Origin of the sequence: Neobacillus sp. PS3-12, from assembly GCF_030915385.1 — a bacterium.
Taxonomy (GTDB): Bacteria; Bacillota; Bacilli; order Bacillales; family Cytobacillaceae; genus JAEVLT01.
This window is the reverse complement of sequence record NZ_CP133268.1, coordinates 5,144,665-5,157,503: the sequence shown is the minus strand read 5'-3', so window position 1 is coordinate 5,157,503 and position 12,839 is coordinate 5,144,665. Positions and strand designations below refer to the sequence as shown.

The following is a 12,839-nucleotide window of genomic DNA, read 5'->3' as shown; positions in this document are numbered from 1 at the left end:
TCCCCCTTGATTTGTTTACTTACAAATCTATTAAACAGGAGGATTGTTAGCCGAGCGTTTTAATTTTGTTTAAAATATGTAAATTTTTGAAAATTTTCTGTAAAATCCCTGAATTATTTGTAGAATAAATTAAAAAACCGCAGAGTGCGAAAGCAGTCTTGCGGTTTTACCTCAGCAAAGTTTTAATCATTTTTCTCCCAGTTTGTCGATAAATCCCACGCAATCGAAGTTTCAATTATTTGTTTGATTTCTGATAATTTTATCGTTTTACCCAGAACCCACATAAGTTTCGGAACAATTGCCTCTGTATTCATATCACCTGAGATGATCACATCATACTGGGCAACTTTTCTGCCAACCTCATATAAATACAAATCCTGGCCCTCCTCTAAACATTGCGTGGAGATGAGAACTGCAATTCCCACTTCAGTTAACTCCTTAATTTTTGGCAGTAAGTTCCGATCTTCAAACGGCACTCCACCATTTCCAAAACTCTCAATAATAACACCTTTATAGGTTGACTTTATATAATCAAATATCTCTGGTTTGATTCCAGGGAACAATTTTAAGAGAAACACATCTGAACAAAGACTTTTGTCAACAATAAGCTTATTTTCAGTAACTTCTGGCTTCCAAAAATAAGTAACATCATTCCCTTTAATGGATGCTACATATGGATGATTAATGCTTTCAAAAGCATCATAACTTTTCGTTCTCATTTTTACTGCCCGTGTACCGACGATCACCCGACCGTCAAAAACGACAAACACTCCTCCGATGTCTTCACACGCAAAGCGTAAGGCATCAGTAAGATTCTTTTTCGCATCTGTCTTTTTAAAACTGATTGGAACTTGCGACCCAGTAAGAACAACCGGTTTGTCTAAGCCTTGCAGCATATAGGATAAAGCAGCAGAAGTATATGCCAAGGTATCTGTACCGTGGGTAATCACAAATCCATCAAATTGATCATAATTTGAAGCAATCGCCTCTGCCATTGTAACCCAATGCTCTGGCTGAATATTGGTACTATCTCTATTCATTAAAATTTTGCACGTTACATCAACTGGCAGTGTTGATTTTTCAAAATAGTTTAGAAGTTCTTCAGCTGACATCCCCGGAACTAGCCCTTCTTTACTCTCTACTGATGCGATGGTACCACCCGTGGCAAGTAATAATAGTCTTTTCATTGTTGTTCTCCCTTGTTTTCCTTCGAATTTGTGCGCATAACGCAAATATATAATCTTTATTATAAGATTCAATTTTATAAAAAATCAATATTTGTTTTCGATTCGCGTACGTTTTCTCTTTTTTGTCTTATATGTATCATGTTATAATAAGTTCATAATTTTATGTGAGTTAAAAAGCGGGGGTGGAAAAACAGTGTTAACAAGATTAGGCGAACTAAGAAAGAGTCGAAAATGGTCAATGCAGGAGACTGCAGACCGTCTCGGGATTGCCAAAAGTACTTACGCAGGTTATGAATCAGGTTATAGGGAGCCATCCCTTCAGGCATTATCACAGCTCGCTGATTTATTTGACACTACAGTTGATTATCTTCTAAAGCGTGGAAATGACTATGGACCGAACATAGAACTTTCAGAACTTTTGAATTCCAAAGATAATCTGCTCTCACTTGACCAGATTCCACTTTCTTCTGAGGAAATTATTGATTTTATTGCATTTACACGAGTTAAAAGAGGGATAAAAAAGGCTTCAAATCCAAACTGAAAATGTAAATATAAAAAGAAATAGGATTCCCTATTTCTTCTATTCACCCATTTTTTCCTCATCTTTTTCATAGGCAATCACAACCAAATTTCTATGAGATTGCTCACTTAATTTTTCTTCGAATGATTTGAGCTCACTCACTAAATTTTGAGAAAGCTCTGCTGCTACATATTCATTTTGGTTTGCCATAATCATCGCTCCTTCTCTAATCATAGTATCCCATCTTCGATTGGTAACTATTCAGGTCTCAAAACAACTTGGAAGACAAGCTTTATGATATAATAAATTGAAAATTCGAAACAACGCAAAAGAACCGACAATCTCTCAAGGCAGGCGAAAGACTTTGGAAATATTTTCATTAAGCGGTCCAAGCGAACCGGAAAAAGTACTAGCGCATTAACATTTGCCCATAAACACAAGATACCGGCGATCATTGATGATGGATTGCTGATCGTCAATGGCGAAAAGATAGCTGGAACTTCAGCCAAATTTGAAAAGAATGCGTTAACTGCAGTGAAAAGAGCTACCTTCTTTTTTGAAGATCATGTCAAAGAAGTTCAAATGGCCATTAATCATTACTATATTAATCGGATCTTAATCATTGGAACCTCCGACAAGATGACAAGAATAATTGCTTCTCGTTTAAACTTAGGTAACATTCAACATTATTTTCACGTGGAAGATATCCGTACCTCAAGTGAAATTAAAATTGCCCAATTTGTGCGAAAAACAGAGGGAAAACATATTATCCCAATACCTTACAAGCAGGTTGATCCTAGTTTATTTAAAAAAATTATCCTTAAAGGCTGGGAGATATTCACGCCAAAGCGTGAAAGAATTGGAGAAACTACTATCGTACATCCTGACTTTCACAGAAGTTCTATTATCATTCATAAAAAGGTCTATAAAGATTTAGTGAAAATTATTTGCAGTGGCTATAGAGAGATCGAAGACTGTAAATCAGCACAATTAATTTTGAATGGCCTCCCCGTCCTAAACGTTAGTATTACAATTAGACAGCCCATTCGTTCCAATCTAATCGAATTGTCGGAGAAGCTGCAGAGTAACATCCGCTCTTATTTTTTAACCCATTTAAATATCGAGCTTTATTCCATTAACCTCTATCTTCAATTATCTAAAAAAGCGGAAAGCCTAACTGTAAAATAAGCTTTCCGTTTTAAATATTTTTACAAGTTCGCATTCCTTAGGAATTTGTTCTTCTAGTAAAGCGTGGAGCTCTCTTTTCAACAAAAGCAGCAACACCTTCTGAAAAATCCTGCTTGTCGACAAAAGGAGTTGAGCCATTCCAAAGAGCAGGCGTACTATTGGTACATTCATTGACAGATTGTTTAACCGCAAGGAGTGAAGCTGGTGACATCGAGGCAACCAATTTACCCATTCTAAAAGCATAACGGTCTAATTCTGATTCACTTACTAAATAGTTTAACATCCCTAAAGCGTAAGCTTCCTCTGCTTTAAGAATACGTCCTAAATAAACTAATTCCTTGGTTACACTAGGTCCAACTAAATCAACAATGCGTTTAGCAAATTTGTTATTTATGGTAATACCTAATTTCCCCACTGGTATACCTAATCTAGCCTTTTCCGAGCCAATTCGGATGTCACAGGCCAGAGCAAGTTCAAGACCTGCTCCCATTGCCGGTCCATTGATCACACCGATTGTCGGCAGCGGCAGATTTTCAATTGTTGAAATTGCCTTTTCCATTAATACAAAGGCATGTTCTGCCTCTTCAAGTGAAATCTCATTAAATTCGGCAATATCTGAACCCGCAGTAAACTGCTCTCCATACCCTCTTAACAGAAGCACTTTATTTTTTGGATGTTTTAATACCTTTTGTCCAATTTCCGCTAACTGATTCCACATATTTGCTGTTAAGGCATTTCTTTTATGGGGCCGATGAATCGTAATAATGGCTAGCCCCCCTGTTTCTTGAAGGGTAATTTTTGCTTGTTCATCCGCCATTCGGCTAATATCAATTCTCATTCCTTCCACTCCTCCATATAGATATGTACAATAAATGTCAGAATCTTCATGATTATAGATCAATTATAACACTGTCCTAAAACAAGTGGGTGGAATTCAAAAAAAGCAAAAAAAATTGGGAGGTAACATCTAACCTCCTCTAATTTCTTTAGTATTTAATAGACGATTTTAAGTTGTTCAGAATTGGGATTTAATTGCTCCTGATTCTTTCCAAACACTACTATATTTTCAAAATCCGCATAAAGTATATCACCTTTTTTAATTGGACCAAGTTCATTAGCTTTATCAATACTCATTTCAGCCTCAAAGAGGTCTTTTGTATCAATGCGGCGTAATTCAAACCTTACGATATAGCCAACAGAATATACATGTAATAATTCAGATGGGATGCTGTTAACCTTTATTTTTTTTCCGAGTGCAATTTCATGAGGCCTAATGTAACTTACTGTACCTGCCGTAGACTGAAAATTATCCATATCAATTACTTGATCAGCTCTACTTATTTCATTTACCCTGCCTAAAAAGCTATAAACAAACCGATTGGCCGGGAATTGATAAACATCCTGTGGTGAACCAATTTGTTCGACTTGACCATTATTCATAACAACTATGGTATCAGCCATTTCAAGCGCTTCCTCTTGGTCATGAGTAACAAAAATAGTCGTAATATTAAGCTTTTGATGAACTTCCCTCAACCAATGCCTTAGTTCCTGACGTACCTTTGCATCCAATGCTCCAAATGGCTCGTCTAGGAGAAGCACTTCTGGCTCGGCTGCGAGTGCCCTCGCCAATGCGATTCTTTGTCGTTGTCCTCCTGAAAGCTGGGCCGGATATTTCTCGGCAAGATGCTCCAATTGAACAAATTTTAATAACTCAAAGACCTTTTCTTTCATTTCCTTTTTGGAAGGACGACTTTTTTGCGGCTTTACTTTTAGTCCAAAGGCCACATTCTCATATATATTCATATGCTTAAACAATGCATAATGCTGGAAAACAAAGCCTACATTTCTGTCTTTTACCGTTTTATTTGAATAATCGATGCCGTTAAAAAAGATTTGGCCCGAATCTATAACTTCTAATCCCGCTAGCAACCTAAGGAGTGTAGTTTTCCCTGAGCCTGAAGGCCCTAAAAGAGCAACAAAATCTCCTGTAGGAATTTCCAGGCTTACATTTTTGACTGCAGAAAATTTCCCAAATGCCTTTCCAACGTCCTTTATGACAATTCCCATTCTGATTTCCCCCAAAAAGTATTAGTATTTTTTTGTTTTCCACTCCACTACACTTTTTAACAACAATGTGACTAGTGCAAGCAATGCCAGTATTGAAGCAACTGCAAACGCAGCGGTAAAGTTGTATTCGTTATACAATATTTCCACCTGGAGTGGAATTGTATTTGTTGCCCCTCTAATATGTCCGGAAACAACAGAAACGGCTCCAAATTCGCCCATAGCCCTGGCATTACATAGGATTACACCATAAAGCAAGCCCCATTTGATATTTGGCAGTGTAATTCGAAAAAACGTTTGCCACCCGTTGGCACCAAGGGTGAGCGCTGCTTGCTCTTCTTCGTTCCCCTGTTCCTGCATAATAGGAATTAACTCCCGAGCCACAAAAGGGAAGGTTACAAAAATGGTTGCTATGATAATCCCTGGAACACTAAATATTATTTTAATATTGTTGTCTGTAAGAAAAGGACCCATCAACCCCTGAGAGCCAAACAAAAGTACAAAAACCATACCGGCAATAACGGGTGAAACGGCAAACGGGATATCAATTAGGGTAATTAATAGATTTTTTCCCTTAAAATTAAATTTTGTGATTGCCCATGCTGCAAGCACACCAAAAATCGTGTTAACTGGCACTGCAATCGCTGCAGTAATTAAAGTGAGCTTAATGGCAGCAAGTGCCTCTGGTTCTGTTATGGCTAAAAAGTAAAGCTTAACACCTTTGCTTAAAGCTTGTGAAAAAACGGCTAACAGCGGCAGCAAAATAAATAGCGCTAAAAACGTGAGCGCAATGCCAATCAGAAGCCATTTTCTAATTAAAGCAGCAATAGATAAGGACTTAACACTCTTGATGCTAAAATCATTTACAGATGATTCCCTGACAATCATATTTATATCTCCCTCTAGGCATGTTTTTTAGCCATTTTCCATTGCCAAAAATTAATTAAAAATAGCAAAATAAATGAAAATATAAGCATCACTGAGGCAATCGCAGCAGCTCCGGCATAATTAAATTGCTCCAGCTTTGTAATAATCAGCAGTGGGACAATCTCCGTTTTCATTGGCATATTGCCAGCTATAAAGACAACTGACCCGTATTCCCCAAGACTCCTGGCAAAGGCAAGGGCAAATCCTGTCAAAACTCCTGGAGAAATGGCTGGCAGGATTATTTTGAAAAAAATTTGAATGGAATTAGCACCCAGTGTTGCAGCGGCCTCTTCATATTGTTGATCTAAATCCTCTAAAACTGGCTGTACTGACCGAACTACAAACGGGATACCGATAAAGGTTAATGCAATCATTATCCCGATTGGTGTATAGGCAATCTTTATTCCTGCCCCTATAAAATAATGGCCAATCCAGCCATTTGGAGCATAAATGGAGGTAAGGGCAATACCTGCGACGGCTGTCGGGAGAGCAAACGGCAGATCTACAAGTGCATCAACTACTCGTTTGCCAAAAAACTTATAGCGAACCAGTACCCAGGCAATGAGGGTACCGAAACAAGCATTCACGATTGCAGCAACAAGGGAAGTATAAAGAGTCAGTTTATAGGAAGCGACCACTCTTTCGTCTGTTACTGTTTTCAAAAATTCAGATATACTTATCGTTGAGGCTTTCAAAAAAAGTACAGAAAGTGGAATAATAATGATTAAGCTAAGATAGATAACGGTATATCCCATTGATAGACCAAAACCTGGTAAAACTCGATTTCTTTTTGATTTTGCGGACATACTCCAAGCTCCCCTTTATGTGAAACATGCTGCACCCTAAATATTGACTCTGGGTGCAGCTACTTTCGATCATGGTTTATAGATTTGATCAAATATTCCTTCGTCATTAAAATATGTTTTTTGCGCCTTACTCCATCCGCCAAAAACCTCATCAATGGTAAACAGTTTTATCACTGGAAAATTTTTTGCGTATTTAGCTGCTACCTCTTTATTTCGTGGACGGTAGTAATTTTTTGCGGCAATTTCCTGTCCTTCTTTACTGTAAAGATAGTCCAGGTAGGCTTTTGCTACTTTTTCAGTTCCATGTTTTTTCGCAACTTGGTCGACAACAGCTACTGGTGGTTCTGCAAGGATACTTATCGATGGGTTCACGATTTCAAATTTATCCTTGCCAAATTCATTGATCGCAAGATATGCTTCGTTTTCCCAGGCAATCAGGACATCGCCGATTCCTTTTTCTACAAAAGTTGTGGTAGAACCGCGAGCCCCTGAATCCAATACTGGTGCGTTTTTATATAGATCAGTTACAAATTCCTTTGCTTTTTGTTCGTCCCCATTATTTTGTTTTAAGGCATAGCCCCAGGCAGCCAAGAAATTCCATCTTGCTCCCCCGGAAGTTTTCGGGTTTGGAGTGATCACAGAAACACCTTTTTTAGTTAAATCACTCCAATCTTTAATGCCTTTCGGATTTCCTTTACGAACTAGAAAAACAATTGTTGATGTATAAGGTGAACTATTTGAAGCAAGTCTTTGCTGCCAATTTAAGGGCAGCTTTCCTGCTTGGGCAATCGCATCAATATCATTGGCAAGTGCTAGTGTCACGACATCTGCCTCAAGTCCATCAATTACTGAACGGGATTGTGCCCCTGAGCCACCATGGGATTGCTTTATGGTTACACTTTGCCCAGTTTGTTTTTCCCAATGTGCAGCAAAGCTTTTGTTATATTCAGTATAAAATTCTCTTGTCGGATCATACGATACATTCAGTAACTCAACAGGTTGTTTGACAGTTTGAGCTTTTGCTCCTGACTTTGCAGTTTGTGCTTCCGATTTGGACGTTTGATTTGAGCACCCTGCCACCCAAACAAGCAAGGTTAATGATAATAACGTAATAATTAATTTTTTTAACATTTTATTGACACCCCTTTTTATTTTTTAGTGGGCTTATGATAACCCAGTTTGTTGGGGGCTTTTTGCAAAATAAAAAGCCCCATAGTTTATTAGACGTACAATGATCACTCACGTACTAAACTAAAGGGCCTTCGGGTGTCCGATCGGCAGATATATAATTTGTTCATCACATTTTTATTAAAAACTTAATTACTTAATTTTTTGTTAGGTATAGGTTGACTGTTTTTTTTCTGTAATGGGAAGCGGTATTTTTCTAAGCGATCGATTTGGGTAATTTGGGAATCGTGGACAGTTATTTGTACGGTACCAAACTCCAATCCTTCCAATAAATCTGCTATTTTATCAATCACCTGCTGGTCTAGACGTCCTTTCAACGACAATCAAATCATCTCCTTTTACTGTTGAAATCCTATTTTTAAGCAAATCATCCAGAGTGGTTCGTTCCAATACAAAAGCAATGGTTTCTCTAATCAATGTCCAAAGCGGCTTTAACTGGCAGCCTGCCTCCAAGGCACAAGGTTCATATTTTGTTATCGATGCACAACTCATTGGTGATAATGGACCTTCTAGTTCTCGGATCACTTCTCCAATATTAATATCTTCAGCGTTCATATGGAGCATGTAACCACCTTTTGCCCCTCTTTTACTAGTAACATAGCCCAGTTTTTTCAATTGGAGGAGCAATTGTTCTAGATAATGAACACTTACTAATGTCTTCTCTGAAATTTCCTGAATACCCATCACTTTTCCTTGGTGGTTCCCAAGTAGGAGTAATGCACGCAATGCATATTCACCTTTACTCGATACCTTCACCTCGGCACCTCCTTCACCAGAATGTTGAGTAATTCACTCAAGATTCGCTTATAAGAAAAAATCTATAAATCTTCTTCTCGGACAAATCTGACAAACTTGTTTAAGTTCAATACTAAATATATGCAATTAATATATATAGGGGCTCCTATCCTAGGTAAAAAGTAAGTGGCTTTCAGGTTTTCTGATCAGTCACCAAATCGAATTTTAAATCCGATTAACCAAATAGGAATACTGTTTTAAATATCATAATATGAATTATTTGCAAAATCAATAAATTTTTGAAAATTAATTTTACTTTTCTTATTGGAATAATACGATTTTGAAAAAAAAATAGAGACAGGAATAATATTCCTGTCTCATTTTTAATTAATCATGAAAGTTCGTGCCGTCTGTTGTTGCTTTAATAATGCCTACACGAATGACGAAATCACCGAAGTGCTCTCCATCCTCCCTCTCTTTTGCATAACGGGAAAGGAGCACACGCATTTCGCTTAAAATTTCTTCTTCACCAATATTTTCAAGGTACATTTTATTCATACGACTGCCATCAAAGGCTGCACCAAGGTACATATTATATTTTCCAACTGCCTTACCCATAAAGGCAATTTCGCCAAGCGCTGGACGTGCACAGCCATTTGGGCAGCCGGTCATTCGAATGGTAATTTCTTCGTTTCTCAAGCCATTTTCATCGATAATTTCATCGATTTTATCAATCAGCTTAGGAAGATAGCGTTCGGATTCGGCCATTGCCAATCCACATGTGGGCAGGGCAACGCATGCCATTGAGTTTCGACGCAGGGCTGTATATTGACTGCCATCTGTCAATCCAAATTTTTCAATTAACTCAGTGATCTTTTTCTTCTTCTGACTTGATACATTGGCAATGATTACGTTTTGATTTGTTGTTAGACGGAATTCACCTGTGTGAACCTTGGCAATTTCCCTTAACGCAGTTTTTAGCTTGTAACCATCAAAGTCAGCCACACGGCCATTTTGAATATATAAGGTATAATGCCACTTCCCTTGTACACCTTTCACCCAGCCATATCGGTCGCCGTTACTTTCAAACTGATACGGCTTTGCTTCACCGAGTTTCCAGCCAAGACGGTTCTCAAGTTCTTCTTTAACGGTCTCAAGTCCTAGGCGGTCAACTGTATATTTAAAACGAGCATTTTTACGTACGGAACGATTTCCATAGTCACGTTGAATAGTGATCGTTTTTTCCGCTACATCTTTAATTTGATCTGGTGTACAGAAACCAATGATCTTTGCCAGCTGCGGATAGGTTGCATTATCACCGTGTGACGAACCCATTCCTCCGCCAATCCCAACGTTAAAACCGATTAGTTTACCATCTTCAAGAATCGCAATTAATGCTAAATCATTCGCAAACACATCAATATCGTTTGTTGGCGGTACTGCAATCGCAATTTTAAACTTACGAGGTAAATAAAGTGGACCATACATTGGTTCAACTTCTTCATCCACTTCAGGAGTCCCGGCAACTACTTCCTCATCAAGCCATACTTGATGGTATGCTCTTGTACGCGGTAATAAGTAATCACTTAAATATTTTGCATATTCGTATACTTCAGAATGAATTTCTGATTGATATGGGTTTGCTGAACATAAGACGTTCCTGTTTACATCACCGCAAGCAGCAATCGTATCTAACAATGTCTTATGGATTCTTTGAATGGTATCTTTCATATTCCATTTTAAAATACCATGCATTTGCCATGTTTGGCGTGTAGTAATTTTTAATGTTCCATTGCCGTTTTGATCGGCTAGTTCATCTAAGACAAGCCATTGATCCGGGGTTGCTACGCCGCCAGGTAATCGAACACGCAGCATAAATTGATACGCTGGCTCAAGCTTTTGCTTTTGGCGCTCATTGCGAAGGTCACGATCGTCTTGTAAGTAACTGCCATGGTGTTTCATTAAACGGTTGTCATCATCGGGAATTCCTGCACTTAAGCGATCAAGCATTACTTCCTTCAGGGTACCACGCAAATAGTTACTTTCTCTTTTAATCCGCTCTACATCACTTGGTGTTCCATCCGGTGCTTTTAAATTTGGGTTTACCATTGTTTTAGATAACTCCTTTCAATCCTGGATCAGTATACATCACGCTGATAACGTTTTTGTTTTTGCATGTTGGCTAGATATTCGACTGCTTCTTCACGGCTCATATTGCCCTCAGTTTCAATGATAGCAAGTAATGTATCATGGACATCATGTGCCATCCTTTTCTCATCACCGCAAATATATACAAATGCTCCTTGCTCTAGCCATTGGAACAAATCTTTACTGTGTTCAAGCATACGGTGTTGTACATATACTTTTTCTCCTGTATCGCGTGAAAAAGCTACATCTGCTTTCGTCAGAACTCCATTTTCCACCCATTTTTGCCATTCTGTTTGATAGAGAAAATCAGTTCTAAAATGTTGGTCACCAAAGAATAACCAGGATTTTCCTTCAACACCTGTTTCTTCGCGTTCTTGCATAAAGGAACGGAAAGGTGCTACGCCTGTACCCGGTCCAACCATAATAATCGGCGCATCTGGATTTTCTGGGAGTTTAAAATTATCGTTATGCTGAATGAAAACAGGAACCGTATCCCCCGAATGCAAACGTTCTGCCGCAAAGATTGAACACACCCCATTTCGTTCGCGGCCATGTGCCCCGTAACGAAGTGCTCCGATCGTCAAATGAACTTCCTCTTGATTTGCAGACAGGCTGCTGGAAATTGAATAAAGACGAGCAGGGATTTTCCGAAGAACGGAGACAAATTCTTGAGCTGTACTGCCCCATGGACCAAAGTCATGAACTAAATCAAGCAGATCGCGTCCATTGATATATTCTTTAACTTTTTCTTCATTTCCAGGTTGAAGAAGTTCCTTTAATTCTGTGCTTGAAGTAATTTGACCTATTTTTTCAAGAAGCGGTTTTGTCAGTACAGTAATTTCAAAATAGGAAATGAGTGCTTCTTTAAGAGAAAGGACATCCCCTTGTTTATTAACAGTTACTGTTTCATCATGATTCCATTTCAATTCCTTCAGTAAGGAATCGACCAGAGCTGGATCATTTTCCGGATAAATACCAAGGGCATCACCCGGCTTATAAGTAAGACCAGAGCCTTCGAGTGAAATTTCAAGATGACGTGTTTCCTTATTGGAGCCTCGGCCGTTTAAATTAATATTCTCCAGCACTTCAGCTCTGAACGGATTTGTACGGCTGTATTCCGTTTCTGACGATTGTGCAGTAACTGTAACAGAAGGAACATCAATACCTCCTTCGGTTTCACTTAAACTTCCTATAACGCCTTCAAGCCATTCTGCTGCTGGCTCATCAAAATCAACGTCGCAATCAAAGCGAGGGTAAAGCCTAGTTCCACCAAGTTCTTCCAACCGCTGATCAAAATCTTTTCCTGTCTTACAGAAAAATTCATATGAGCTGTCACCCAAGGCCAAAACAGAGAAGTTTAGTCCTTCAAGCTTTGGAGCCCGCTTACCATGAAGAAATTCATAGAAAGAAATTGCATTATCAGGCGGTTCTCCTTCACCATGTGTACTTGCAATAACAAGTAGGTTTTGAAGTTTCTTTAAATTGTTTGGTTTAAAATCACTCATTGACAATACGGTTACTTTAAACCCTTTGTTTTCAAGCGCTTTTGCAGTCTTTTTCGCAAGACCTGCAGCGTTTCCTGATTGTGATCCAAAAAGGATGATCACGTCTTTGGAAACTGTCTGCTTGGCACTTCCTGCAGGAAGTACACCGGTTAATGTTCCTGAAGCCGCTGCGCCAGAAACGGACTGGCATGCAGTCAAATAACCGTTTAACCAGATTTTTTGTGATTCAGTTAATGTTGGCAGTAGACGATTTAGGAGCTCTACCTGCTCCTCATTAAAGGGACTATTTAATACTTGAAGTTGCAAAGATTTCCACCTCACACAGGAATATAGATTTCCATCATGTATTTTTCAGATTACTCGATTCGACAAATATTTTTCATTTTTCAGTAAAACAATTGATTACTAATATAATAGTTTTAGTATTCCTATAAGTCAAGTCGGTTTTAAACGAATAAAAAATAAAAATATTTTTACGCCTTCTCCTTTTGATCCTCTCTAAAATCCTTCTATATAGTACTTTACTCGAAGACAAAGCATTAGTAAAATACATATAAATAATCATTACTAT

General features: G+C 38.4%; 13 protein-coding genes. 2 read left to right on the top strand and 11 right to left on the bottom strand.

All coding sequences use genetic code 11. The annotated features are described in order from the left end of the window. Window positions 1-182 precede the first annotated feature (182 nt). Window positions 183-1,187, bottom strand: a complete 1,005-nt coding sequence (locus tag RCG17_RS25850; protein WP_308172881.1) for an asparaginase — start codon at window positions 1,185-1,187, stop codon at window positions 183-185. 193 nt (window positions 1,188-1,380) lie between these two features. On the opposite strand from RCG17_RS25850, the gene RCG17_RS25845 reads away from it, so the two are divergent. Then, the gene (locus RCG17_RS25845) at window positions 1,381-1,728 is read left to right on the top strand and encodes a helix-turn-helix domain-containing protein (protein ID WP_308172880.1); all 348 of its coding nucleotides are present in this window, start codon (window positions 1,381-1,383) and stop codon (window positions 1,726-1,728) included. Window positions 1,729-1,767: 39 nt separating this feature from the next. On the opposite strand, the gene RCG17_RS25840 is transcribed toward RCG17_RS25845, so the two are convergent. Beyond that, window positions 1,768-1,917 (bottom strand): hypothetical protein, encoded by a 150-nt coding sequence (locus RCG17_RS25840; RefSeq protein WP_308172879.1) that lies wholly within the window; start codon window positions 1,915-1,917, stop codon window positions 1,768-1,770. A gap of 255 nt (window positions 1,918-2,172) precedes the next feature. Here RCG17_RS25840 and RCG17_RS25835 point away from each other — a divergent pair, with 255 nt between their 5' ends. Beyond that, window positions 2,173-2,895 carry a hypothetical protein gene (locus RCG17_RS25835; RefSeq protein WP_308172878.1) on the top strand — a complete coding sequence of 241 codons (723 nt, stop codon included), beginning with the start codon at window positions 2,173-2,175 and terminating at the stop codon, window positions 2,893-2,895. A 37-nt stretch (window positions 2,896-2,932) separates the two neighbouring features. Here RCG17_RS25835 and RCG17_RS25830 read toward each other — a convergent pair whose 3' ends face one another. From RCG17_RS25830 to RCG17_RS25790, 9 genes are all read right to left on the bottom strand, one after another. After that, window positions 2,933-3,733 (bottom strand): enoyl-CoA hydratase/isomerase family protein, encoded by an 801-nt coding sequence (locus RCG17_RS25830; RefSeq protein WP_308172877.1) that lies wholly within the window; start codon window positions 3,731-3,733, stop codon window positions 2,933-2,935. A 155-nt stretch (window positions 3,734-3,888) separates the two neighbouring features. Further along, on the bottom strand, window positions 3,889-4,962 hold the full coding sequence (locus tag RCG17_RS25825) for a sulfate/molybdate ABC transporter ATP-binding protein (protein ID WP_308172876.1): 1,074 nt from the start codon (window positions 4,960-4,962) through the stop codon (window positions 3,889-3,891). A gap of 21 nt (window positions 4,963-4,983) precedes the next feature. Next, window positions 4,984-5,847, bottom strand: coding sequence for a sulfate ABC transporter permease subunit CysW (gene cysW / locus RCG17_RS25820; RefSeq protein WP_308172875.1), 864 nt, complete (start codon window positions 5,845-5,847; stop codon window positions 4,984-4,986). A gap of 14 nt (window positions 5,848-5,861) precedes the next feature. Beyond that, window positions 5,862-6,692, bottom strand: a complete 831-nt coding sequence (gene cysT / locus RCG17_RS25815; RefSeq protein WP_308172874.1) for a sulfate ABC transporter permease subunit CysT — start codon at window positions 6,690-6,692, stop codon at window positions 5,862-5,864. Between the two features lie 69 nt (window positions 6,693-6,761). After that, window positions 6,762-7,823 carry a sulfate ABC transporter substrate-binding protein gene (locus RCG17_RS25810; protein ID WP_308172873.1) on the bottom strand — a complete coding sequence of 354 codons (1,062 nt, stop codon included), beginning with the start codon at window positions 7,821-7,823 and terminating at the stop codon, window positions 6,762-6,764. A gap of 185 nt (window positions 7,824-8,008) precedes the next feature. Continuing rightward, window positions 8,009-8,203: a YezD family protein gene (locus RCG17_RS25805; RefSeq protein ID WP_308172872.1), complete on the bottom strand. Its 195-nt coding sequence runs from the start codon at window positions 8,201-8,203 to the stop codon at window positions 8,009-8,011. Beyond that, window positions 8,166-8,636 (bottom strand): RrF2 family transcriptional regulator, encoded by a 471-nt coding sequence (locus RCG17_RS25800; protein ID WP_308172871.1) that lies wholly within the window; start codon window positions 8,634-8,636, stop codon window positions 8,166-8,168. Before RCG17_RS25800 ends, RCG17_RS25805 begins: the two co-directional genes overlap by 38 nt. Window positions 8,637-9,002: 366 nt before the next feature. Further along, window positions 9,003-10,724 carry an assimilatory sulfite reductase (NADPH) hemoprotein subunit gene (gene cysI, locus RCG17_RS25795; protein WP_308172870.1) on the bottom strand — a complete coding sequence of 574 codons (1,722 nt, stop codon included), beginning with the start codon at window positions 10,722-10,724 and terminating at the stop codon, window positions 9,003-9,005. A gap of 29 nt (window positions 10,725-10,753) precedes the next feature. Continuing rightward, window positions 10,754-12,574 carry an assimilatory sulfite reductase (NADPH) flavoprotein subunit gene (locus tag RCG17_RS25790; protein WP_308172869.1) on the bottom strand — a complete coding sequence of 607 codons (1,821 nt, stop codon included), beginning with the start codon at window positions 12,572-12,574 and terminating at the stop codon, window positions 10,754-10,756. Window positions 12,575-12,839 lie beyond the last annotated feature (265 nt).